The sequence below is a fragment of the Streptomyces sp. NPDC042364 genome (assembly GCF_056437585.1).
The window spans coordinates 86,337-109,111 of the sequence record NZ_JBWKAJ010000024.1 but is presented as its reverse complement, the minus strand read 5'-3'; the positions used below and the strand labels follow the sequence as shown (position 1 = coordinate 109,111).

31 protein-coding genes are annotated in these 22,775 nt (G+C 68.0%); 30 read left to right on the top strand and 1 reads right to left on the bottom strand.

Annotated elements, in window-relative coordinates; genetic code table 11:
• The first annotated feature begins 33 nt into the window (after window positions 1-33).
• The 7 genes from AC067N_RS33450 to AC067N_RS33420 all read left to right on the top strand — a co-directional run bounded on the left by AC067N_RS33450 (window position 34) and on the right by AC067N_RS33420 (window position 5,810).
• Entirely contained in the window at window positions 34-1,341 is a 1,308-nt protein-coding gene (locus AC067N_RS33450) for a hypothetical protein (RefSeq protein ID WP_478682676.1), read from the top strand.
• Entirely contained in the window at window positions 1,338-3,446 is a 2,109-nt protein-coding gene (locus tag AC067N_RS33445) for an FtsK/SpoIIIE domain-containing protein (RefSeq protein ID WP_478682675.1), read from the top strand. The genes AC067N_RS33450 and AC067N_RS33445 overlap by 4 nt, the downstream gene beginning before the upstream one ends.
• A gap of 192 nt (window positions 3,447-3,638) precedes the next feature.
• Window positions 3,639-4,259: a DnaJ-like cysteine-rich domain-containing protein gene (locus tag AC067N_RS33440; protein WP_478682674.1), complete on the top strand. Its 621-nt coding sequence runs from the start codon at window positions 3,639-3,641 to the stop codon at window positions 4,257-4,259.
• A gap of 8 nt (window positions 4,260-4,267) precedes the next feature.
• On the top strand, window positions 4,268-4,720 hold the full coding sequence (locus AC067N_RS33435; protein ID WP_478682673.1) for a hypothetical protein: 453 nt from the start codon (window positions 4,268-4,270) through the stop codon (window positions 4,718-4,720).
• Between the two features lie 11 nt (window positions 4,721-4,731).
• Entirely contained in the window at window positions 4,732-4,953 is a 222-nt protein-coding gene (locus AC067N_RS33430; RefSeq protein ID WP_478682672.1) for a hypothetical protein, read from the top strand.
• A gap of 12 nt (window positions 4,954-4,965) precedes the next feature.
• A complete protein-coding gene (locus tag AC067N_RS33425) occupies window positions 4,966-5,235 on the top strand; it encodes a hypothetical protein (RefSeq protein ID WP_478682671.1) in 270 nt (89 codons plus the stop codon).
• Between the two features lie 266 nt (window positions 5,236-5,501).
• Complete coding sequence (locus AC067N_RS33420; RefSeq protein ID WP_478682670.1) at window positions 5,502-5,810, top strand: hypothetical protein; 309 nt, start codon at window positions 5,502-5,504, stop codon at window positions 5,808-5,810.
• Between the two features lie 76 nt (window positions 5,811-5,886).
• Here the strand turns inward: AC067N_RS33420 and AC067N_RS33415 are convergent, their stop codons facing one another.
• Complete coding sequence (locus tag AC067N_RS33415) at window positions 5,887-6,180, bottom strand: hypothetical protein (protein WP_478682669.1); 294 nt, start codon at window positions 6,178-6,180, stop codon at window positions 5,887-5,889.
• Window positions 6,181-6,329: 149 nt separating this feature from the next.
• On the opposite strand from AC067N_RS33415, the gene AC067N_RS33410 reads away from it, so the two are divergent.
• From AC067N_RS33410 to AC067N_RS33300, 23 genes are all read left to right on the top strand, one after another.
• Window positions 6,330-7,067, top strand: coding sequence for a hypothetical protein (locus AC067N_RS33410; RefSeq protein WP_478682668.1), 738 nt, complete (start codon window positions 6,330-6,332; stop codon window positions 7,065-7,067).
• A 68-nt stretch (window positions 7,068-7,135) separates the two neighbouring features.
• Window positions 7,136-7,300, top strand: a complete 165-nt coding sequence (locus tag AC067N_RS33405; RefSeq protein ID WP_478682667.1) for a hypothetical protein — start codon at window positions 7,136-7,138, stop codon at window positions 7,298-7,300.
• On the top strand, window positions 7,297-8,076 hold the full coding sequence (locus tag AC067N_RS33400; protein ID WP_478682666.1) for a tRNA(His) guanylyltransferase Thg1 family protein: 780 nt from the start codon (window positions 7,297-7,299) through the stop codon (window positions 8,074-8,076). Before AC067N_RS33405 ends, AC067N_RS33400 begins: the two co-directional genes overlap by 4 nt.
• A 125-nt stretch (window positions 8,077-8,201) precedes the next feature.
• Complete coding sequence (locus AC067N_RS33395; RefSeq protein ID WP_478682665.1) at window positions 8,202-8,444, top strand: helix-turn-helix domain-containing protein; 243 nt, start codon at window positions 8,202-8,204, stop codon at window positions 8,442-8,444.
• Window positions 8,445-8,551: 107 nt separating this feature from the next.
• Window positions 8,552-9,055, top strand: coding sequence for a phage tail fiber protein (locus AC067N_RS33390; RefSeq protein ID WP_478682700.1), 504 nt, complete (start codon window positions 8,552-8,554; stop codon window positions 9,053-9,055).
• Window positions 9,056-9,066: 11 nt separating this feature from the next.
• Window positions 9,067-10,002, top strand: a complete 936-nt coding sequence (locus AC067N_RS33385; protein WP_478682664.1) for a hypothetical protein — start codon at window positions 9,067-9,069, stop codon at window positions 10,000-10,002.
• A complete protein-coding gene (locus AC067N_RS33380) occupies window positions 9,993-10,286 on the top strand; it encodes a hypothetical protein (protein ID WP_478682663.1) in 294 nt (97 codons plus the stop codon). Before AC067N_RS33385 ends, AC067N_RS33380 begins: the two co-directional genes overlap by 10 nt.
• Before the next feature lie 12 nt (window positions 10,287-10,298).
• Complete coding sequence (locus AC067N_RS33375; RefSeq protein WP_478682662.1) at window positions 10,299-11,009, top strand: hypothetical protein; 711 nt, start codon at window positions 10,299-10,301, stop codon at window positions 11,007-11,009.
• Window positions 11,006-11,203 (top strand): hypothetical protein, encoded by a 198-nt coding sequence (locus AC067N_RS33370; protein ID WP_478682661.1) that lies wholly within the window; start codon window positions 11,006-11,008, stop codon window positions 11,201-11,203. Before AC067N_RS33375 ends, AC067N_RS33370 begins: the two co-directional genes overlap by 4 nt.
• Window positions 11,200-11,799, top strand: a complete 600-nt coding sequence (locus AC067N_RS33365; protein ID WP_478682660.1) for a class I SAM-dependent methyltransferase — start codon at window positions 11,200-11,202, stop codon at window positions 11,797-11,799. The genes AC067N_RS33370 and AC067N_RS33365 overlap by 4 nt, the downstream gene beginning before the upstream one ends.
• Entirely contained in the window at window positions 11,799-12,665 is an 867-nt protein-coding gene (locus tag AC067N_RS33360) for an NAD-dependent epimerase/dehydratase family protein (protein ID WP_478682659.1), read from the top strand. Before AC067N_RS33365 ends, AC067N_RS33360 begins: the two co-directional genes overlap by 1 nt.
• A gap of 24 nt (window positions 12,666-12,689) precedes the next feature.
• Entirely contained in the window at window positions 12,690-13,088 is a 399-nt protein-coding gene (locus AC067N_RS33355; protein WP_478682658.1) for a hypothetical protein, read from the top strand.
• Between the two features lie 35 nt (window positions 13,089-13,123).
• Window positions 13,124-13,858 carry a zinc metalloprotease gene (locus tag AC067N_RS33350; protein WP_478682657.1) on the top strand — a complete coding sequence of 245 codons (735 nt, stop codon included), beginning with the start codon at window positions 13,124-13,126 and terminating at the stop codon, window positions 13,856-13,858.
• 19 nt (window positions 13,859-13,877) lie between these two features.
• Window positions 13,878-14,069, top strand: a complete 192-nt coding sequence (locus tag AC067N_RS33345) for a hypothetical protein (RefSeq protein WP_478682656.1) — start codon at window positions 13,878-13,880, stop codon at window positions 14,067-14,069.
• A complete protein-coding gene (locus AC067N_RS33340; protein WP_478682655.1) occupies window positions 14,069-15,115 on the top strand; it encodes a hypothetical protein in 1,047 nt (348 codons plus the stop codon). Before AC067N_RS33345 ends, AC067N_RS33340 begins: the two co-directional genes overlap by 1 nt.
• A 3-nt stretch (window positions 15,116-15,118) precedes the next feature.
• Entirely contained in the window at window positions 15,119-15,394 is a 276-nt protein-coding gene (locus tag AC067N_RS33335; protein ID WP_478682654.1) for a hypothetical protein, read from the top strand.
• A 301-nt stretch (window positions 15,395-15,695) separates the two neighbouring features.
• Window positions 15,696-15,914 (top strand): hypothetical protein, encoded by a 219-nt coding sequence (locus tag AC067N_RS33330; protein WP_478682653.1) that lies wholly within the window; start codon window positions 15,696-15,698, stop codon window positions 15,912-15,914.
• A gap of 301 nt (window positions 15,915-16,215) precedes the next feature.
• Complete coding sequence (locus AC067N_RS33325; RefSeq protein WP_478682652.1) at window positions 16,216-16,386, top strand: hypothetical protein; 171 nt, start codon at window positions 16,216-16,218, stop codon at window positions 16,384-16,386.
• Between the two features lie 211 nt (window positions 16,387-16,597).
• Window positions 16,598-17,032: a phage terminase small subunit gene (locus tag AC067N_RS33320; RefSeq protein ID WP_478682651.1), complete on the top strand. Its 435-nt coding sequence runs from the start codon at window positions 16,598-16,600 to the stop codon at window positions 17,030-17,032.
• Window positions 17,013-18,758 carry a terminase gene (locus AC067N_RS33315; RefSeq protein ID WP_478682650.1) on the top strand — a complete coding sequence of 582 codons (1,746 nt, stop codon included), beginning with the start codon at window positions 17,013-17,015 and terminating at the stop codon, window positions 18,756-18,758. The genes AC067N_RS33320 and AC067N_RS33315 overlap by 20 nt, the downstream gene beginning before the upstream one ends.
• Window positions 18,755-20,218, top strand: coding sequence for a phage portal protein (locus AC067N_RS33310; protein ID WP_478682649.1), 1,464 nt, complete (start codon window positions 18,755-18,757; stop codon window positions 20,216-20,218). Before AC067N_RS33315 ends, AC067N_RS33310 begins: the two co-directional genes overlap by 4 nt.
• Window positions 20,205-22,061 (top strand): VG15 protein, encoded by a 1,857-nt coding sequence (locus AC067N_RS33305; RefSeq protein ID WP_478682699.1) that lies wholly within the window; start codon window positions 20,205-20,207, stop codon window positions 22,059-22,061. The genes AC067N_RS33310 and AC067N_RS33305 overlap by 14 nt, the downstream gene beginning before the upstream one ends.
• A 60-nt stretch (window positions 22,062-22,121) precedes the next feature.
• Window positions 22,122-22,775, top strand: a complete 654-nt coding sequence (locus tag AC067N_RS33300; protein WP_478682648.1) for a hypothetical protein — start codon at window positions 22,122-22,124, stop codon at window positions 22,773-22,775.

The following is a 22,775-nucleotide window of genomic DNA, read 5'->3' as shown; positions in this document are numbered from 1 at the left end:
CCGCTTACACACACGCGAAGGGAGTGATCCGCTGTGACCGCGACGTCTGTCGCGAAGGTCAACGGCACGCCGCTGGCCTCGCCCGAGCCCCGGTTCGAGTACGACCCGGTTGCGCTGGCCGAGGCGGAGGCGATCCGAACCCGAGCCGCCGCCGAAGCCGACGCCGCCCGCATCAAAGCCGAAGGCGAAGCGAAGGCCGCCGAACTCCTCGCCACCGAGCAGGCCGAGAAAGACCGCATCGCCAACGAGCGTGCCGCGATGCGCCTGGAGAAGGAGAAGGCCGACCACGCCGCGCACCTCGCGAAGAAGGCCGCGGAGAAGGCGAAGTCCGACGCCGAGCGGGAGAAGGCGGAGCAGGCTGCAGCCGACGAGACTGCTGCTGAGGAGCAGCGGCTCGCCGAGCAGGAGCGCAGCGAGAAGCTGTGGAAGTGGGGCGCCCGAGGCATCTACGCCGTCGGCCTGATCATCGCCGCACCCGTCCAGTTCATGCACTTCTGGGACCCGGCCCGCAAGTTCCTCATCGCCGCGCCCGCCCTCCTCGAAGGCTTCGCTCTCGTTCTCGCCTGCGGCGCCGCCTGGGCAGTCGCCCACCGCAGGGACGTCGCCCCCTACCGCATCGGCATCATGATCTCCGCTGTCATCGCGGCCATCATCAACCTGTACGGCGGGCTCACAGACAAAGCCATCGGCTTCAACGCCGGCCTCATCGGAGCCCTTGCCTCGCTGGGCGGCCCGATCGTCCTCATGGCCTACGAGCACGGGAAGGCGCAACAGGCCGACGGCATCGCCTCCCGCCGCGAGCGTCGCGCCGCCAAGCGAGCCAAGGCCGAGGCCGACGCGGCGAAGGAGAAGGCCCGGCGAGACAAGCAGGATGCCGAGCACGCCGCAGCAGCCGCCAAGCAGCTTGCAGAGACCCGCGCGCTGGATGAACAGCAGCGTCGCGATGCCGACCGCAAGCAGCACCACCCCGAGGTGTGGTCGATCGCCGAAGCGATGCGTTCCGCGCGCGGCTCGCAGTACGTCACCGAGCAGATCTGGGCCGACGCTTGGTACCGCAAGACCGGTTCGAAGGTCGTCGGTATCACCGCCGAGATCGAGGCGGAGTCGCGTGCCGCACAGGCCCGCATGAAGGTCGCCACCGACGTTCCGATAATCGGTGACTTCGCGCAGGTCGAATCCCAAAAGGGTCCCCGCGCCAAGAAGGACCCCGACGTCCCCGACGGACGCCGCAACAACGGCGGCACCCCGCCCCGGCGTACCCCCGGTCAGACCGCCCCCTACACCCCCATCGCCCGCGCCCAGGCGCGCCTCGAGCAGACCGAGAAGAAGGACTCGCAGTGAGCATCGAGACGACCCCCAGCAGCACCCCAGATCCGGAGTGGGAGCGGCTCACCGCCACCCTCGTCAAGGACCCCGAGCCGGCCCGCGTCTTCGAGTTCGAGAAGCGGCCCCGGCCGGCGTGGATGATGTCGGGCGAGCAGTTGCGGCAGTGGGCGGTGTACGCCCGCGAAAACGCGGTCGACGCGATCCGCTTCCACGCCACCCACAGCCCCTACTACCTCGGCTGGTCGATCCGCGGCTACCGGCGGCTGTGCCTGCGTTGGTGGGAGGCCCTGCACGACGACTACCGGCAGCAGATCGCCACCGCGAAGCTGATGCTGCGGCAGGCGAAGGAGCAGTCGCGCGGTGAGGCGCGAGCCGCTGCCGAGTCGAAGGCCCGGGCACTGCTGGAGGTGCGGCGCGCCGAGTTCAAGGCGCACAAGAAGCGACACTGGATCCGCACCGGCATCAGCGGCCTGATCGTCGTCGGCGTCGGGACAGCCGGCTTCACCGTGGGGAGTTGGTGGGTGCAGCTGCTGTTGACGGTCGCCGTCATCCTCACCGGCGCCTACTTCGGCCGGCCCGACGAGCCCGTCGTCCAGCCGATCCAGGCGCCCACCCGCACCAGCCACCTGGGCGAAGAGACCATGCGGCGCGTCCTCGTCGAAGCCGGCGTCGTACCCGAGAAGCGGGCCGCAGAGATCCGCGGCGTCGGCATCCCCCACACCGAGGGGCCCGGCATCGCCTACGCCGTCCACATGGCCGGCCTCCCGGCCTCCTCGGCTATCGCCAAGAAGAAGGAGATCGCTGCCGCGCTCGGCGTTCACACGGACTGGGTCGACCTGGCCGTCGGCACTGTCGAGTCGGAGCTGAAGATCTGGGTGGCAAGCGAGGACCCGTTCGGAGTCGTGCGGACCTCACCCCTCCTCGACCACGAGGGCCAGATCAACACGTTCCGCGACGGGATCGTCGTCGCGTTCGGCAAGCGCGGCAACCCGATCACCTTGTGGATCCGGGACAGCAGCCTCATCGTGGCGGGTGCCACCCGCCGCGGTAAGGGCATGCTCCTGGCCAACATCCTAATCGGCGTGGCCAAGGACCCATGGGTCAACGTCCGTATCTTCGACGGCAAGGGCACCGCCGAGCACAACCCGTATGCGCCGATCGCTGCGACGTTCGTCAAACGCGATCCGAAGCGGCTCGCCCTGTTCCTGCGGGCCGTGGTGGACGAGCTCGCCCGCCGCTCCGACCTGCTCGACGAGCACGGCTACGAGAAGATCGACGACGACAACTACGAGAAGGCCATGGGTCTCCTCGGCGGACGTGAGTTGATCGTGGTCGACGAGCTCGCCACCTATACCCCCAAGGGCACCAGCCCCTGGGCCGACGAGATCACCGAGAACCTGTCCCAAGTCGCCGCCGTCGGAGCCGCCCTCGGCATCACCCTCATCAGCCTCACCCAGGTGCCCGAAGTCGACGTCATCCGTGGCAGGCTCCGCCAGAATCACGTCGCGCGCGCGGCGATGAACACCGAGTCGCCGACGGCGTCGAACACGATCCTCGGCGACGGCATGGCCGGCCAGGGCTACGACGCGTCGAAGATCCCCATCAACCAGCCGGGCCGGAACTGGCTCGCCACCCCCGAGACCGGCGTCATCGAAGACCGTTCCTATCTGGTCAAGCCTGCGGACAAGAAGCGGGTCGCCGTCGAGGCCTACGAGATCCGCAAGGCCGCCAGGCGCCTGCCGGGCCAGTGGAAGGACCCGGTCGAGACGTACCTCGTCGCCGAGACCGGTGTCTCCTCGGCGGCCGGCGGCGAGGGCGGCAAGGGTCGCATCGTCCGCGTCGACATCCTGGAGCAGCTCGCCGTCCTGGCGCGCGCCACCGGCAGGGGCAACGTCACCAACGCCGAGGTCTTCACCGCGTTCGCCGAATCGAACCCGGCCCAGTTCGGGCGCCGGGATGGCGAGACGGAGGAGGGCTGGTCGGCCCGGGTCGGCAAGGCGGTCCGGGAGCGGATCGAGGCAGTGACGTCCGATCTGAAGGTGAAGCGGGTGCCGACCGCGGACGGCAAGCGGCCTCAGGGCTACCTCCTGGAGGACATAGAAGCCGCCCGTAATGCGTAGATATGCGCCCTGACAGGCCCCTGTTGGCAGGTGGATCGCCGCAGGTCACCGCCCTGACTCCACCCTGACGGGGCCTGTCGCCCAGTACCCCGCGAGCCGCTGGTGTCAGCGCCCTGTCAGGGGCCTGACCTGCACGGATCCCCATCTGTCAGCGCGACTGTCAGCCCTAAATGCGAAGAAGGTCCGTATCCGATGCTCACCCTGAAGATCCAGCAGATGACGATCGATGGGAACCCCTACCGGTGCCCCGAGTGCATGTCGGAGGCGTTCACCCTCGACGGTGATGGCTTCATCGACGGATTTCCCGTCTGGGGTAACTGCTGGAATGGGCACAGCTGGGAAGAGTCGCTGATCACCCTCGGCGACCTGAAGCAGATCAACCAGGTCCGCACCGGTCGCGAGCGCGCCGAGGACATCGACACCTTCGAGATCACCATCGGTGGCGCCCGCCTCGCCGGGATCCTCCACCCCGAGGTCAACATCGACGACATCAAGAAGGCCGTCACCCGCGTCTACTGGGGCCGGATCTTGAAGCCTGCCATCCGCCGCCGGAAGCGTGCCGCGCTCCGCGCGGTGACCCGGCCCGTCAAGACGGCCGCCCGTAATGGTGTCGCCTCCGCCAAGGCCGCCGCTCTCGGCGCAGCCTGGGGCCTGCAAGCCGGCGGCCACGAACCCGACCCCGACTACACGCCCGAACCCGTCAACCCCTGCCCGGCCTGCAACGGCCGAGGCCACCACCGCATCGAATCCCGCATCCACGCCGCCACAAAGGTCCGCTGCACCGTCTGCAGCGGCACCGGCGAAATCGACTAGGAGACCCCATGCCCGAGCACCGCACCCCCGTCAGCGAGGAGGTGGCCGAGGAGGAAGCCGCACGACTCATCGACGAGGCCTACCGGCCCACCTCATTCCGCGACACCACACCCGTGCCCGCCATCGGCACCGCCCCGCCCGTACCCCAGCCCGGCCGGCCGCCCATGAGCCAGTCCGCAGTCGACGCCAGCACCCTCATGCTGTCCGGGGGAGTCGCCACCGTCCTCGTCGGCGGCGCCGCAAGCCTCGTCATGGTCGCCTCCGGGCACGCCGACCCCGTCGTCTGCGCCATCGTCCTCGGCGCCCCCACCACCCTCGCCCTCGCCGTCGGACGCGTCCTGCGCCGAGCCAAGAACGTGCTGCCAGACGAGCACCACCACCACTACAACGGCCCCGTCGACCAGCGCACCACCCACAGCAGCACCCGCGGCGTGTGGGCGAAGACCAACAACCAGCAGTAGGAGGAGACGCGATGCCCGACTCGTGGAACGGCCAGCCCCTCCGAGACCGCAAGCGGATCAACCGGCCGCTGCCCGAGCAAATCCACTACCGGCTGTACGACCAGCGCACCCGCCAACTCCTCAGCTTCAACTCCACCAACAGCCTCGCCTCGCTCGTGGCAGACGTCGCCAGCGCCCAGCTCGAACACCCGACCGCCCGCATCGACATCGTCCAATACGACGGCCCCGCCTAGAAGGAGCGAACGATGGCCATACGACAGACCACGTGCTTCGGCGCCGTCTGCGACCTGTGCGGCACCAGCGACACCCGCGAGGGCTACACACCCCACGGGCCCACCGAACAGGCGGTCATCGACATCGTCACGGAGAAGTGGGGCGACCCGACATGCGGCTGGACCGTCACTTGGGACGGCTGGCTCGTCTGCGACACCGTCGACGACGAAGCCCACCAGGCCGCCCACGAAGAAGCGGGGAAGACCATCAGCAGCTGCGCCATGACCGTCACATTCAGCTGAAAGGAACTCCACCTGGCTGAGGGCCACACCGACTGCACTCTCTCGGCCCCGCCCTGGCCTGTCCAACGGCCGGTGGCGGGGCTTTCTCGTGCCGTTTGGGTGCCATCCGCTGGTGGTGTGCCGCTACGATCCGGGACCCGAACCACATACTTGGGGGGACCGTGCGCCACGCCGCTACTGTCGTGTTTGCTGTCGTCTGTGTTGTGCTGGCGGGTTGTTCCAGCGGTGGCGATACCGAGCCGGAAGCGAAGCCGAAGGCCACGCTGGTGAAGGATCCGGCCGACGAGTTCATGGCGGCCGTCACCGACGCGCACCTCGACTCCTGGGCCGACAGCTACATTCGCGTCCCACCCCGCGAGGAACTCACCGCGTTCCCGCCCAGGTGGTGCGAGGAACTGGACGCCGACCACACGGTGCCGTGGATCCTGGATCAGATGGACCTGTACCCCGTCGGGGAAGACTGGGGCACCGAAAAGACGGACGCCTACCAGCTTGTTCTCCTCGGTACGAAGGCGTACTGCCCGAAGTATGTCGAGCGGGTACGGGAGGATCTGCGGGACTCGGGCGAGTACTGATGGGCTGTGTGGTGAGGCCCCGTCCCGGTGTTCGTCGTCATGCGGTGGGAGCGTGAAGTCCCGGAAAGAATGACGGCTACGGCGCCCACGCAGCGTCGAAGTCAGCATGTCCGGCGTGCTCCGCAGCCAGAAGGCGCAGTTGCTGTTCGGCGATCCGCCCCGTCGGGCCAGCAGTGCCAAGGTAAGGGATCACGGTTTCCTCGAACAGCTGGGACCTGGCTTCGGCGGCGTGCAGGCTGGCCCGAGTCTGCTGCTCCGCCTGCTCGCGAGGAACCCCGAAGCGTTCCTCCGCGTTCGTCACGAACAGGTTCCCGAACTCGCGGGCATGCGCGATCCCTTCCGCATAGCGGGCACGCAGGAACTCGACCATAGCGGCAGTTTCATCGGTCACACCCCCATCATCTCCGCCCCCACCCGGCACGCAACGCCGCCGATCCATTGGCCCCGGACTGTCAACCCCCTAGTGCACCATTGGCTCAAGCATCACTCTGCTTCCCGTACCGCCCCGAGGAGCCGACCATGCACCACCAGCCCGCCACCCTGGACGACTACGACTGGCCGACGTGCGTGACGCCCCGCTGCAACAAGCAGCTTTGGGCATCCGAAACCAGCCGCTGGGCATGCCGGCCATGCGAAGACGCCACCGCAATCCGGATCGCTGAACTCCCCGCCCTATACCGCCAGCTCGACACCACAGCCGCCCTCATGCGCGGCGCCCGACGCTCAGGCGGCGGCACTTCCGGCAGCAAGACCCCGCCGATCCCGCCCCGCCTCGACGTCCTGGCGCTCGTCGGCCCCGGCGGAATCGCAACTCGACTGCAGGCGATCGAAGACTCGTGGCGGCAGGCCCTCGGCTGGCCAATCGAAGTCCGCAGCGACGGCGCCCGTGTCTTCGCCGCCTGGCGCAGCGACCCGGCCCGCGGCCTACCCGCCCGCGCCCGGTTCCTCGCCAACAACCTGCTGTGGGCCTGCTCCAGCTACGAATCGGTGGGGCAGGACATCGAGGAGATCCGGCGGTTGCACGGCGAATGCCAGACCCTCGTCGAGGGCGATCGCAGGCCCGGCAGTGTAAAGATCGGCAACTGTCCGGTGCGAGCCGACGACGGCATCTGCTGGACGCCGCTGACAGCCACAGCCGCCTCGCACCGGGTCCGCTGCGACGGCTGCGGGGCACGCTGGGAAACCCTCGGCGAGTGGAGGGAACTCCGGGCCGCGCAAGAGCGGGTGCTCGCCGAGGCGGCAGGAGCCGCAGCATGAGCGGTCAGCCGACGCCACACGCGGCCGACCAACTCCCAGTCCTGACCGCCAGCAACGGGCAGCCATACATGCCCTGCGACGCAGTCCTGGCCCTGCTCCGCGCTATCGCCGAGTCCTGCCGGAACCTCGCCGACGACCCCGACTGCGACCTCCACACAGCCGGAGCAGCCATCGACAGCGAAGCCGACGCCCTCGAAACACGCGCCATCAGCCACACCATGGGGATGCCATGAGCGACAACACCGCACTGGGCGACCGTATGAAGGCCTACGAGGCTGCACAGCGCACCATCCTGCCGCGGCGCACCTACACGCTCCTCCGCTTGGACGGCCGCGCCTTCCACACCTACCTACGAGGCTGCCAGAAGCCGTTCGACGAGCAGTTCATCACTGACATGGACGCCGTCGCCGAGGCCCTCTGTGCCGAGATCAGCGGCGCCGTGTTCGCGTACACCCAGTCCGACGAAATCAGCATCCTCGTCACCGACTTCGCCACCACCCAGACCCAGCCCTGGTTCGACGGCGTAGTCGCCAAGCTCCTGTCCGTCTCCGCATCGCTCGCCACCGCAGTACTCAACGAGCGACGCCCCGGCAAGCGGGCCCTATTCGATGCTCGCGTCTTCACCATCGCTGACCCGGTCGAGGTCGCGAACTACTTCCTGTGGAGGCAACGCGACGCCGTCCGGAACTCGGTAAGCATGGCCGCACAAGCCCACTTCTCCCACAAACGGCTCCACGGCGTAAGTAGTGCAGGCATGCAGGAACTCCTGTTCGCTGAGGCTGGAGTGAACTGGAATGACTACCCCGACGGCTGCAAGCGCGGACGCGTCACAGTGCGACAGAGCGGGGAACGCCCTGTCGAGTACGTCGACAAGCGCACCAGCATGACCGTCACGGGGAGCGCAATTCGCTCCTGGTGGGAGACCGCAGCAGCTCCGCACTTCACCACAAAGCCAGGTGGCTGGCTCGCCGACACCATCCCTGAACTGCCGTCACTGCGCACCGCGTGATGCTGTTTCAGCAACACCACTTGCCGTTTGATCAGGGATGAGCGTATCGTCTGCTCCAATCGATCTCGCTGTGTCTGGAGGGCCGCCCCCACTGGCGGCCCTTTCGCGTTCCCGGAGGTGATCAAATGCCTCCGCAGTTGGTTCCCGAGGACCTCGCCGCCTACTGGACCGGGCGGCCCGCCACCACTATCCGACGGTGGGCGGCCGAAGGCCGACTTACGCGACACCACAACCCGCAGCGACGCAACGGCGTCCTCTACGACCTCGCCGAACTCCCTGAAGGTGAACGCGACAAGGACACTCGAGCCCTCATCGCCCCCGCCCCGACGCCGCCAGTGCTCGACACCACACCCTTACTGGCCGCATAGCTCCTGCGCCCGGGCGGTAGCGCAGGCCGGGCCTTGTAGCGCCTCGCGCTCGGCCCACCCGTCCGTCCGGTCCTAGTGGGGGGCCGGGCGGACGAACCTCCCACCGAATCCCCCTGACTCGGGGCCGGCCAGCTCATCCCGCCCCGAACGTCCCGCCGCCCGGTCGATCCCCCGCCACGGGCGGCGGGACCCCCAAACCGCACGCCAGGAGGGCAGTAGCCATCGCCGACAACCTCACTGACACAGCCGAATCGCTCCTGCTGAACTGGCTGCACGGCATCGGCACGCCCACCCGGCCCACCACCCCACTCAAGGTCGCCCTCGTCACCGCCAACGGCACAGACTCTGCGGCCGGAACCGAGGTCACCGGCGGGTCCTACACGCGGCAGAACATCACCCTCACCACCTCGGCCAGCGGCAGCGGAGTCTCCAACGACGCCGACATCCTGTTCGCGGGCATGCCAGCCTGCACTGTCGTCGGCATCGAGATCTGGGACTCCGCCGGAACGCCTGTCCGGCTGTGGCACGGGCCCCTCGCCGCGAACAAGACCCTCAGCGCTGGCGACGAACTCAAGCTGGCCGCCGGAGACGTGGACCTGTCGATCGGGTGAGGTGAGCCGCAGTGCCCACCTTCGCCGAACTCGTCGACGACTTCGAGGACGGGGTGCTCGACACCGGCCTGTGGTCCGGCAGCTACGGTGACCCCGACGAAACCGGTGGCCGGGCCCGAATCCCCTGCACGACCGGATACGCCGGGCTGAAGTCGGCGAGCGTCTACACGCTCACCGGCTCCGGGATCACGATGCGCCTGCACGCCCCCACACCGGGCGGGGCCACCACCTCCGCAGCCAGCTGCCTCGTCCTCACCAGCACCGGCGGCACCGACGCCGGGTTCATCGTCGACACCGCGCAGACCGCACTCGGCCTCTACCTCCGCGCAGGGTACGCCGACGGCGCCGCCGTTTTCCTCACCTACAGCGCCGCCGACCACGCCTGGCTCCGCTTCCGCGAAGACGCCGGCACCCTCTACTGGGACACCTCGCCCGACGGCACCACCTGGACCAACCGGCGCACCGCCACGACCCCCGCATGGGCCGCCGACACCAACCTGGCCTTCCTCATCGAAGGGCACCGGGACGCTGGCGCCAACGACTTTGTCGAAGTCGACTCGGTCAACGTGCCGCCCTTCGAGACCGTCGCCGGGTCGGCCGCGCTCACCGCTACTGGGACCGCCACCGCAGCCGGCGTCCGCCGCACGCTCGCCGCAGGCAGCCTCACCGCCACCGGCACCGCCAGCGCGACCGGTGTGCTCCGCGCCCGCAGCCAGACAGCCCTGGCGGCTGGCAGCATCGTCGCCGCGGACGGTACCCGGCGCACAGGAGCAGCGGCAGCAGCATCGGCTACGGGCACCCTCACCGCCACCACACAGCGAGCAGTCCGAGCAGCTGCCGCACTCACCGCCAGCGGCACCCTCGCCGTCGCCGAAACCGCGGTCGACTACGAGTTCGCTGCCGGTCGGCCTGCTCTGGCCTGGGAGGTTGGCACCCCATGGCTGTGATCCCCGCCAGCAGCACCGAATACCTGCACGTACCCGTTACCGCCACACCTGCCGGAACCAGCCTCACCGGCGTCCCTGTCAAGATCGCCGCTGTTGCGCACCGCAACAACCCGGCCGACGACGAATGGCACACCGCCACCTGGGACGGAACAACCGCACGCGTCCTCATCGGCCCCGGCACCAGCCTCGCCCTCGACGCCGGCGACTACCGCGTGTGGATCCACATCGACCCGCCCGGAGCAGAAGCCGTCATCCGCCGGTCCGGCATCCTCACCGTCATCTAAGGAGCCCGCGCCATGGCCGACGATCTCCTCGTCATCATCCCCACCCGCGGCCGGCCGCAGGCGATACCGGAGATCATGCAGGCGTGGGACGACACCGGGGCGACCGCGGATGTGCTGTTCGCCGTCGACACCGATGACCCCGAGCTGGCCGCGTACAAGAAGCACGCAGCCGCACTGAAGGCGGACGGCCGGGTGCGGTTCACGTTCGGCAAGCGGCGCCGCCTCGTCGGCACCCTCAACCAGCAGGCCGTGAAGAACGCGGGCTCGTACCGGTTCCTCGCGTTCCTCGGCGACGACCACCGGCCCCGCCCAGCCGCCATGGCTTGGGACGCGCGAATCCGCGAGTGCCTGTCAGGCGGGCCCGGCATCGTCTACGGCAACGACCTGCTACAGGGCGAGGCGATGGCCACAGCCGTAGCGATGACCAGCGACATCGTGCAGACGCTGAACTACATGGCCCCGGACTGCCTGGTGCACCTCTGCGCGGATCTGGTGTGGGTCGACTGGGGGCGCGGCATGGGCCGCATCACCTACCTGCACGACATGGTGATCGAACACCTCCACCCCGCGAACGGCAAAGCCTCAATGGACGCCGGGTACGCGGAGGTCAACAGCGAACAGCAGGTGTCCGCCGACTCGGCCGCCTACTACGACTACCGCGACAACGGCGGCCTCGCCGACGACCTGGAGAAACTCCGCAAGCTCGTCGAGGCATCTGCGTGATCGACCTCAACGACTACCGCGTCACCGCCGACGAACCGTCCGCGGATGCCCCGATCGTCGCCCTCGTCTGCTCGATCTGCTCACAAACGAGTGGCCGCGGTGACGTCCGCTGGTGGGAGCACGGCTACAGCCCCTCCATCCCCGAACTCGTCGCCGAAGCCGAGGCACACGAGAGGAAGGGGCACGCGCCGTGACCGCCGAAGCCGTCATCCGAGCCTGGGACCAGGCCGACCCTGCTGCCATCCATCCGACGCGCGGCATCTCCGAAGACGCCTACTGGCAGTCCGGGCAAGCGCAGGCCGACATGCTCGCCTCCGTCATCCCCGACGGGGCGAAGGTCATGGACTTCGGCTGCGGCGACGGCCGCGTCGCCATCCCCCTCGCCGTCCTCGGCTTTGAGGTGACGGCCGTGGACTCGTCAAAACGGATGCTCGACCGGCTCACCGAACGCGCCCCCGATATCACCGTGGTGCAGGCGGACGCCGACGGCATCGCCGGACACCTCGGCCGCCGCCGCATGGACGCCGTGTACAGCCTCGCCGTCCTCATCCACCACAGCTACACAGACGGCCTGCACATCATCGGCAAGCTCCGCGCGGCAACCAAGCTCGGCGGACTCCTCATCCTCGACTGGCCCCTCTCCGAGACACCGACCGAAGCCGACTCGTGGATCGGCGTCACCACCTGGTCACGCGAGCAGCAGACCGAAGCCTGCGAGCAGATCGGGCTGGAGCCTGTCGACTCCGGCCTGCCGTGGGGCGTCTACCGGGCAGTGAAGGCGGCCGGCTGATGCGCGTCCTCCTCACCGGCCACCGAGGCTTCGTCGGCCGCCACTTGCACAAGGCGATGGACGCCCGAGGCTGGGACGTCACCGGCATCGACCTTGCCGACGGCGACGACGCCCTCGACTTCTTCCGCACCAACGACACCCGCTACGACCTGGCTGTGCACTGCGCGGCCATCGTCGGCGGCCGGGCCAGCATCGACGGGTCGCCGCTCGGAGTCGCCACCAACCTCGCCCTCGACGCCTGGTACATGCGGTGGCTCATCCGCACCAGCACCCCGCGCGCCGTGTACTTCAGCAGCAGCGCTGCCTATCCGGTCGCGCTCCAGCAGCCCGGCGACGTGCGGCGTCTGTACGAGGAGGACATCAACCTCGCGTACATGGAAGAACCCGACGCCACCTACGGCTGGGCGAAGCTGACGGGCGAGAAGCTCGCCAGCTACGCCCAGGCTGAAGGCTGCCGCATCCTCATCCCGCGGCCGTTCTCCGGGTACGGCGAAGACCAGGACGACTGCTACCCGTTCCCCGCCTTCATCCAGCGGGCCAAACGACGCGACGACCCCTTCGAGATCTGGGGCGACGGCACCTCAACGAGGGACTGGATCCACATAGACGACCTCGTCGGCGCCACCCTCGCCCTCCTCGACGCCGACGTCACAGGCCCCGTCAACCTCGGCTGGGGACGCGCCACCAGCTTCGACGAACTCGCCCGCATCGTCACCGCGGCAGCCGGCTACCGGCCGCAGCTCAAGCACCGGGCCGATGCACCCCGCGGCGTCCACCACCGCATCTGCGACCCCAGCCGCATGCTCAACCACTACGTCCCCACAGTGACCCTCGAAGAGGGCGTGCGGCGGGCACTCAACACCTGATCGCCACTCGGAAGGCCCGCGCCCATGGCTTCCCCCGACCTGTCCGCCAACGAGCCGCTCGCCGCCGAGAACCTGTGCGAGCACGCCTGGTCGTACAACAAGCCCGCCCACGCCACAGCCTCAATCCGCATCTGCAGCCTCTGCCACACCATCGACGGCGAAGACCTGATGCGGACACTGAACGAGTGCACACAAGAGCAGATGAGCCTGCTCAAGCAGAAGCCGACCACGCTCGTGTACGCCTGGTCCGACGGACAGACGTTCAGCGTCGTCGACCAGGCGGGCGGCATCCCCGACAGCGGGCGTGAACGGGCGCTCCTGCGCGGACTCCTGGCCTACGCGACCACCCAACTCGACCGCTACGAGATGGACACGGCCCTGGGCATCCACCGCGTCACCGCCTCTGGCGGCGAACCGGCGTAGTCCGGTCAACAGCAGCCGCCCGGATCGGAGGTGCCATGCCGATCCGCCTCCGGGCCGCTGCCGCCGCGTTGATCGCCGCAGCCATCCTGCTCCTCGCCGCCCCACCCGCTGACGCGTCCACCGGGCCCGTGTACTCCGGGAAGGGCTGGAAGGCGGAGACCAGCAACTTCCACATCTACAGCATCAACCCCGGCCCCTACACGATCGTGTTCGCCACCTCCACCGCCCGCACCAAACTCCCCCCGTACCTGAAGGCGCTCGCGGCCCAGATCACCACCATCACCGGCGTCCAAGTCACCGTGACCACCGCCCTGGACAGCACGCCGATCGAGTCGTGCCCGTCGCGGCACCGCATCGTCGTCCACTACAAGTACCGGCCCTCCGGCGCCAAGGGGTACAGCCGGGCGCTGCCCTGCTACGACATGGGGGACGGCTCGGCGTGGGGCGGGCACGTGCTCATGGACTCCGAGTACTGGACCGTCCCGAACTGGTTCTCCAGCAACGCCACGGTGAACGAGTCCTACCGGAAAGACGCCGTCGCCCACGAACTCGGGCACATCTTCGGCCTCGGCCACCCCAACACCGACCTCAACAAGAACGGCATCGTCGGGGCCGGGGAGTGCGTGAAGAACAGCGCCGGTCTGAAGCCCGTCATGTGCAGCCCCAACCGGGGGCCCGTACCGACCACGGCGGGCGGAAAGTACACGACTGAGTTCGATGCCGTCGGCCTCAAACAACTCGCCCGCAACTGGTACCTCCGACTGACCTGACCCCACAGGAGCCCGCGCCATGGCCCGCTACACCATCAAGTACCTCACCGGTGACGAAGAGATCGTTGAGGCGAAGTACATCGAACCCTCCGGCAACCACTACATCGGCTGGGCCGGAGACGGATCCGCCTGCGCCTACATCCCCATAGCCAACGTGCTCAGCGTCGTCCGCCTGGCTGGCGATGACGCACCCGAGGCGGTGACCGGCTGATGGCCCGCCTGCAGATCCTCGAACTCCCCGAAGGCAGCGGAGACGAACGTCCGCCTTTCATCCTCGTCCTGGATCAGGTCGACGACGACCTCGCCGAGGAGATCACCCGCTGGCCCGAGAACATCGCCACACGGATCGGCGCCCGACAAGTCCTCTGCTTCCCCGGAACCATCGACATCCCCGCCAACGACACCACCGCCTACCTCCAACAGGTCGCGGAGGAAACCGGCGCCACGATCGGCAAGATCACATCCGGATTCAACGCCCAGATGCTGGCCGACGAACGCGCTGACATCGCCAACGACATGGACCGACTCGCCAAACGACGCGACGAACTCGCCGATGCACTCGGAATGGAACCCGGCAGCAACTGGGACGACATCCGCAACACGGCCGCAGAGTTCCGCTCCGAGCTGGTCCGGTCCGAGAATGCGCGCGACCGCCTCCGGCAGGACCGCGACGAGGCCCGCTCGTGGGCCCGACACGGCTACGAGATCGGCCAGAAGCACTGCGGGTGGACCGACCACGGCGTCGCCCCGACCTGGCTCACCGAAGGCTGGCCGCCCCACATCGAGAGCTGCGAGCACCTGAAGCAGGCGGCCGAACTGGACGACGCGCTCAGCCGAGTCCGGAACCCGCCCGAAGCGCCCGAGAGCATGAGCGACCAGCCCCCAGCCCTGCTGACTACCTTCAGGGCTACGGCGTCGCCATCCGAGAGGCCAAGCGGACGACGTACCGGCCTGAGCAGGCAGAATCTCCAAAGCAGAACCGCGACTGGTGCTGCAGCCTCGCCTTCCAAACCCTCGACAAGCAGCACAACGGCGACTGCCCCAATGCCGATGCCTGACGTGACGGTGAAGCTGTCCGACGGTGTCCGTGAAGTGACCGTCGAGATCAGCGGATCCGACGACGATCCCCTCGGCCGCGCCGAAGCAGCGGCAGTCCGGCTCTACGGCGTGGCCAGCGCCGGCAGCCCGACCGGACACCGCGCTGGCTTCGGAGGCTGGGCACTCAGCAGCGACACCGAGCGCAGCCCCGAGGAGTGAGCGATGAGCGACCCCGAATACGGAGACGTCCAGCTCACCCGACACCTCGGCAAGGGCATCACCGTCGACGAGGCCCCGCAGCGGGCCAAGATGAACGTCGACCTCCTCGCCCAACCAGGCCTCTACACCCGCATCGAACTCGGCGACATCAACATCGCCGACCAGGTCGTCTACCGCATCACCGGCTACAACCCCGACGACTGCATGCTCTTGCTTGAACTCGTCAAGGACTGGCGACCCGGGCAGAAAGACGACCCCAACGCCGAGACGCAGCCATGAGCAGCGGCTGGTCCGGGTCCGACAGGCGACGACGCCTCCCGCCCCAGTGGGCAAGGATCCGCGCCGAGATCCTGGAGCGCGACAGCACGTGCGTCCTGTGTGGCGTGCGCCCGTCCACGCATTGCGACCACATCAAGGCCAAGACGGATGATCACCGACCTGAGGGACTACAGGGAGTTTGCGGACCCTGCCATGATCAGAAGTCGTCGCGCGAAGGTAACGACGCGCAGCGCGCCAACCCGCGGCCCGGACGAAAACGCCCGCCCGAGCAACACCCCGGTCTCCTGTGAGGCGGTGCCCCATGCCCGCATACCTCATCGTCCACCCGCGTGAGCAGCGGCGTGAGGACGTCCACATCGAAGGCGACGACCTCACCCTCACCGTCACCGACGGATGGGCCGTCTTCTCCGATCACGCTGGCATCTGCCTCGCCATACCCGCAGGACTTGGCGCACAAGTACAGCGGGTAGACGAACCCCAAGTTCCAGACCACCACGAGCCCGCGCCACAGAAGGAGTGATCTGTCGTGGCGAGCAAGGGACGCGGAAGCCGAGGCAACGCCGAGACGCTTCGCAGGTACTGGACCAGCGGAGCCGGCGCAGCCCGCATCAGGTGGGGAACACCAGGCGACTGGACCCGATGCAACCGGATGCTCAGCCGCTACATGGGAGCAAGGGCCAAGGGCTACTGCCAGCTGCTGCACCGCCGGGCAACAGGGGTCTACACCGGGAGCCGCCTGAACCCGGGGCGGCGGGGCCGGTAGGGCATCCGGTCGCCCGGCTCGGGCAGGGCAGGGCAGGGCAGCAGGGAGTGTGGTCAGGGTGCTGCACGTCGTGCCACTGGGTGATGCGGTAGAGCACACGTCCGACGACGACTGTGTCTGTGGACCAACAGCCAAACCGATCAAGGGTGAAGACGGATCGGTCAACTGGATCATGGTCCATCACAGTCTCGACGGCCGGGAGATCGACGAGAGTGATCGTCAATCTTGACCATCCCCACCAAGATCACCTGGGGGGATACCCCATGATCCACTTTTCCCAGGGATCGGGGCCGTCTAGCTCACGAGATCCAGTACGGGTTTCCTAGGCCGCCCAGCCGATCCGATTACGCGCCGTCACGGTGCGGCCCTGGTGGCTGCCCGGCTGGCGCATTACATCTGCCCCGCACGCCCTGGCGGCGTGCCTGACCCTGGAGGTCGCTATGGGCACTCGTGGACCCATTCCGGAGCGCTCCGAGGCGCGCCGGCGTCGGAACAAGGACGACGGCCCGAGCTTGGCGAAGGCTTCCGCCGGCCCGCCGGTCGATGTTCCGGACTTGCCCGAGCCCGATCCGCTGTGGCATCCGATTGCCGCGGACTGGTATTTGTCCCTACAGCAGTCCGGCCAGGCCGCGTTCTACGAGCCGTCGGACTGGGCGATGGCCCGGTACGCGGCGGAGTTGATGTCGCGTGGCCTGTCCTCGGATCGGCCGCCGAACGGCCAGTATGTCAGCGCGCTCGACAGCGTCATGGCCCGTCTCCTCACCACCGAGGGGGACCGGCGCCGGGCTCGAATCGAGCTGGAGCGCAAGCCGGCCGGTCCTCAGTTGGCGTCGGTGAAGCCGCTGGACGCTTACCGTGACCTCGCTGGTGGCTGACGAGGTCGTCCCGGAGATCGTGCAGCCGTTCACCATCGGGCCAACGTGGAAGCGCGGCCCGGACGGTCGGTTCATACTGCCCGAGTACACGCTGGGCTGGCACTGCCTGGCATGGACGGCTACCTACCTGCAGCACTACGTCGGCAGGGCGTGGCAATACACCCCTGAGCAGGCGCGTCTGACCCTGTGGTGGTACGCGATGGACCCGGCGACGAACCGGTTCCTGTACCGAGACGGCGTGATCCAGCGGCTGAAGGGCTGGGGAAAGGACCCAGTCGTCGGCACCTGGTCCGGGTTTGAGTTCGTCGGCCCGTGCCGTCCGTCGGGGCAGGTGGCGGACGAGGGCAACGAGTGGGGCATCCCTCCGGGGCAGCCGCTCGGGATGCAGCATCCGGCGGCATGGGTTCAGATCGCGGCCGTGAGCCAGGATCAGACGCGGAACACGATGACGCTGTTCCCGTCGTTGTTCTCGAAGCGGGCGATCGAGGAGTACCGCATCGATCTCGGCAAGGAGATCATCTACGCCGACAAGGGGCGGGCTCGGATCGAGGCCGTGACCTCGTCCCCGCGTGCGCTGGAGGGTGGCCGCCCGACCTTCGTTCCGATGAACGAGACTCACCACTGGGTGGAGTCGAACCAGGGCCACGAGATGGCCGCGGTGATTGAGCGCAACGCCACCAAGTCGGCCGACGGTCAGTCACGGACGCTGGCGATCACGAACGCCTACGAGCCCGGCGAGGACAGTGTCGCCGAGCGAACGCGGGAGGCGTTCGAGTCGGCCGAGTCGGGCCGGGTGGTGAAGACGGGCCTGTTCTACGACTCGCTGGAGGCACCGGCCGAGGCGAAGCTGACCGAGGCGTGGATTGAGCCCACACTGCGGGCGGTCCGCGGAGACTCGACGTGGCTGGACATCGAGCGACTGAAGGCGTCGATCCTCGACGTCCGGAACCCGCCGTCGCGTAGCCGCCGTTTCTGGTTCAACCAGATCACTGCCGCCGAGGACGCCTACTTGGCGCCCTACGAGTGGGATGCCAACCCGCACGAGGGCTTCAGCCTGGAGGATGGCGACGACCTCGTCCTGTTCTTCGACGGTTCCAAATCGGACGACGCGACTGGCCTGGTGGGTTGCCGGATGCGGGACGGGTTCGTGAAGACGCTCGGCGTGTGGCAGCGGCCGGCGAACTGGCCGGGAGATCAGCCGTACCGGGTGCCGCGGGATGAGGTGGACGGGGTCGTCGACCACGTCTTTGCTCGGTACAGGCCGCTGGCGTTCTTCGCGGACCCTGGCGCTGGCTACGACGAGTCGGACGGCGAACGCTACTGGGATGGCTACATCGATGCGTGGGCGCAGCGCTACGGCAAGCGTCTGAAGCTGAAGGCTGTGCCGTCTGGGCATGGGCAGCATGCGGTGATGTGGGACATGGGCGACCGGCGTCGGCAGCAGATATTCACGGAGGCCGTGGATCGCTTCTATCGGGACGTTCTGGAGCGGCAGGTGCCTCATGACGGGAACAAGGTGCTGCGGCAGCACGTCGCGAACGCGCGGCGCAGGACGAACGCGTGGGGTTACACGATCGGCAAGGAGCATCGGGAGTCGGCCCGGAAGGTCGACCTCGCTGTGTGTGCGATCGGGGCGCGGATGTTGCGCCGCATGGTCATGAACTCGCCCTCTTGGGCCAAACGCTCGAAGGCCACAGGTAAGGGACGGGTGGTGGTGTTGCGATGACCCTGTCCATCCCTGAGCTCCCGCTGGTGACGCTCTCAGATGATGAGCTGGCCCTGGTCAACATGCTGCGCGCGGACATGCAGCGGGACCGGTGGGCGCTCCTTCTGCGGGATGCGTACTTCAACGGCGAGCAGCTGATCCGTGACTTGGGTATCAGCATCCCGCCGCAGCTCAAGGGCTTGCACACCGTGATCGGGTGGCCGCGGGTGGGTGTCGAGTCGCTTGAGGAGCGCCTGGATCTGGAGGCGTTCCGTTGGGCTGACGGTGCGGACTCGTCGGAGCTTGCGGAGATCGCTGAGGCGAACGATCTGTTCGACGAGTCGAGCCTGGCGCATCTGGATGCGCTGGTGTACGGCCGGGAGTATCTGGCGGTCGGCTCGGGGGACTGTGACGGGGATTGCCCGCCGCTGATCTCTGCCGAGTCGCCGCTGGATATGACGCTGCTGTGGGATGCCCGGCTGCGGATGGGTACGGCGGCCCTGCGGGAGTGCGCGGCCGACACGTACATCGAGTCGGGCCCTGAGGAACGGATGCTGGTCCTGTACCTGCCGGATCAGACGGTGATGTGCCTGCCGTCGGTGTCGGGCGGGTGGGAGGTCATCGACCGAGACATCCACAACCTGGGTGTGGTGCCGGTGGTTCGGATGGCGAACCGACAGCGCACTGCGGACCGGGTGGGGAAGTCGGAGATCACACCCGAGGTCATGTCGATCACGGATGCGGCGTGCCGACGGCTGATGGGTATGGAGGTGGCGGCGGAGTTCTTCGGCGCCCCGCAGCGGTACATTCTCGGCGCCTCCGAGTCGGCGTTTCAGGACGCGGACGGTACGGCGAAGAGTGCGTGGGAGACGTACATCGGCCGCGTGCTCGCCCTGGAGCGGGACGAGGACGGCAACGTCCCGAACGTGGGCCAGTTCGCCGCGCACGACCCGACGGGCATGACGCGGATCATCGACCTGTATGCGCGGATCATGTCGTCGCAGTTTGGTCTGCCGCCGCACATGCTCGGCTACACCACCGACAACCCGGCGTCGGCGGATGCGATCCGGTCGACGGAGGCGAAGCTGGTGAAGCGCTCGGAGCGGCGGATTCGCCGGTTCGGGGCGGCGTGGCAGCAGGCGATGCGTCTGGCGCTGTGGGTTCGTGACGGTGAGCCGCCGGAGAAGACGCGGCGGATCGAGACGGTGTGGCGGAACCCGGCGACTCCGACGGTGGCGGCCCAGGTGGATGCCACGGTCAAACTCGTGCAGTCCGGGGTCCTGCCCGCCGATTCCGATGTCACGTTGGAGATGGCTGGGTTCACGGAGGCGCAGCGGCAGCGGATCGCTGTCGACCGCAGGAGGGCGGCGGCTGCGGCGGCCGGGAACGGGATCTTGCAGCGTCTGGCGGCTTTGAACGGACAGTCTGAGGCGTCTCTGCCGGATGTGGTGGAGGTTGACGGTGGCGATGGCGGTCTCTGATGGTGGCCGTGATCCGGACCGGTATCGGGCTGCGCAGCGTGGGTTGACGCGGTTGCTGCTGAGGGATGTTCGCGGCCTGCGCAGGCTGATCATTCCGTCGCGGTTGCGGCAGTCGATGCCGGACTGGTTCGCCGCGGTGCAGACGGTCGTGGACCAGTACGCGCAGGCATCGGCGGCCTTGGGCGCCGATTTCTACGACGCTCAGCGTGACGCAGCTCGCGTGCCTGGTTCGTTCACGGTTCCGGTTGCGGAGCCTCCCCCGGAGGAGAAGACGGAAGCCTCGCTGCGGTGGGCCGTGAAGGACGTGTGGGAGCGCGATCCTGAGCAGGCCACGCCGGCGCAGCGGGAGCCGATCGAGGTCCGGCTGGAACAGGCGGAGAAAAAGGCCGAGCTGGTCGCGCAGAAGCTGGTCGCCGATACGGGCCGGAGCACTGTCCTGGAGGCGGTGCGGCAGGACCCGCAGGCGACGGCTTGGGCACGCTCGGCCGCGCTCGGTGCGTGCGCCTTCTGCAAGATGCTGGCCAGTCGGGGGAGTGTGTACGCCCAGGAAACTGCGCGCTTTCGGGCTCACGACAACTGTGTGCCTGCGGGGACGCTAGTCGATGGGCCTGCCGCTGAAGTCGGATACCGACGGTGGTATGAGGGGGAAATGCTCGTCATCGGCACCGCCGCTGGCCACGAGCTTTCCATCACCCCGAATCACCCGATACTGACGGACTGCGGATGGATCCCTGCTGGCTTGCTGGCCCCAGGAGATCGCGTACTCAGCAGCTTCAACGCACAGGGGAGCGCGCTTGATCTCCCATACGAAGAGTATGTGCCAGCCCGCATTGAGGATGTATGGCGTTCGCTGAGCGTGCTCGGGTTTGTAAGCGTGCCAGTTGCCTCCGAGGATTTCCACGGCGACGGAGCCAACGGCGAAGTCGATGTTGTACGGGCCGACGGCCTTCTGGGGAGTTACAGCCACCCCGTGGCCGCGGAGGTGTTTGCCGAATTCGAACTCACGCTGGCTTGCGTGCGAGAGAGTCTGCTCGCGCTGCTGGGCACGCCTGCAGAGTTCTTCGGCGGGGACCTCACGGCCGCGAGTAGCGTTGTGCGCAGCCTGTGCAAGGCGGAGTCGCTCCTCGCGGCTCAGCTTGGCCAGTCGGTTGGCTTGGGCCTGACCTCGGTCTCGGATTGGAGTTTCGGACTCAAGCAGGGCGCGTCTTATGGCGTCGCGGCTGATCTGGTAGCGCTGGGCGAGCGACAACTCGCTCTCGCCTCCCAGGTAGGCAGCGGCAATGTCGGCGGCGGGCAGGCTGGCCTTGTTGGTGCGAGTTGGGATTCCGCGCTTGCGGAGTTCGCGCGAGAGCACGGATGGAGGGACGCCGCAGGACTCGGCAACCTCGGCTCCGGTCTTGCCGCTGACGTAGAGCTCCACAGCGCGGTCAAGGTCGGTCTTGCTGGTTCGGTAGGGGCGCGGCGGTTCGATCCCTCGGGCCTTTACGGCTCGGTGGATGGTCGTGACTCCTATGCCCGTCTCGGCCGCGACCTCGGCGAACGTCTTGCCGGACGAGTAGAGCGTGACCGCATTGTCGATGTCCGTCGCACTGAATTTGCGGGGCACGTGTACAACCTCCAAACGGAGCAGGGCTGGTACCGGGCAGATGGTGTAATCGTATCTAACTGCCACTGCGGCGCCATACCTATTTTCCGTGGGCAGACGTTCGAGCTGTCCCCGCAGGCCCGCGAGTGGGCGCGGCTTTACGAGGAGTACGCGGCCGGGCATTCGGGAAGCCAACTCGCCCGGTTCAGGCGGGCGCTGGCGGAGCACGACTCGAACCCGCTCCCGGGTTCGTTCTGACCTTGGTCGCCCTGGTGGCGGCCTTTCTCATTTCCACAGCCCCTGGAGGGCCGATTCGTCATGCCCGAAGAGACCGAGACCGTCGAGCAGCAGCAGGAGTCCGGGACCGAGGAGACCGTCGAGGAGGCGGCCACCGAGGGTCAGGACGGCACCGCGCAGCAGGACGACGCCCAGGAGGCGGAGTCCGGCGACGAGGAGAAGCCGTTCGACCGGAAGCAGGCCGAGGCGAAGATTCGGAAGGCGAACTCGGAGGCCGCGAACCTCCGTAAGCGCCTGAAGGAGCTGGAGCCTCTGGCTCGGAAGGCGAAGGAGTTCGAGGACGCGCAGAAGTCCGAGCAGGAGCGCCTCAACGACCGTCTGGCCGCCGCTGAAGCCCAGATCGCAGCGACCCGCAAGCGTCTCGTAGAGGCACGGGTGCAGGCCCTGGCTGCTTCCCCGTCCGAGGTGCGGGCGGCGTTCACGGACCCGGAAGACGCTGTCACTTCGCTCGACCTCTCCGCGTACATCGACCCCGATTCGGGCGACGTCGACGAGTCCGCCATCGAGGCGGATCTCCAGGCGCTGTTGGAGCGCAAGCCGCACTGGGCGAAGACCCAGCCCCAGGAGGGCCCGCGGCGTCCCGCGCCGGATCGCACTCAGGCGTCCGGTGCCAACAAGAAGCAGGCCCCCAGCCCGCGCGAGGAGTTCGCCGGGTGGCTGAGTTCGAAGCTGTAG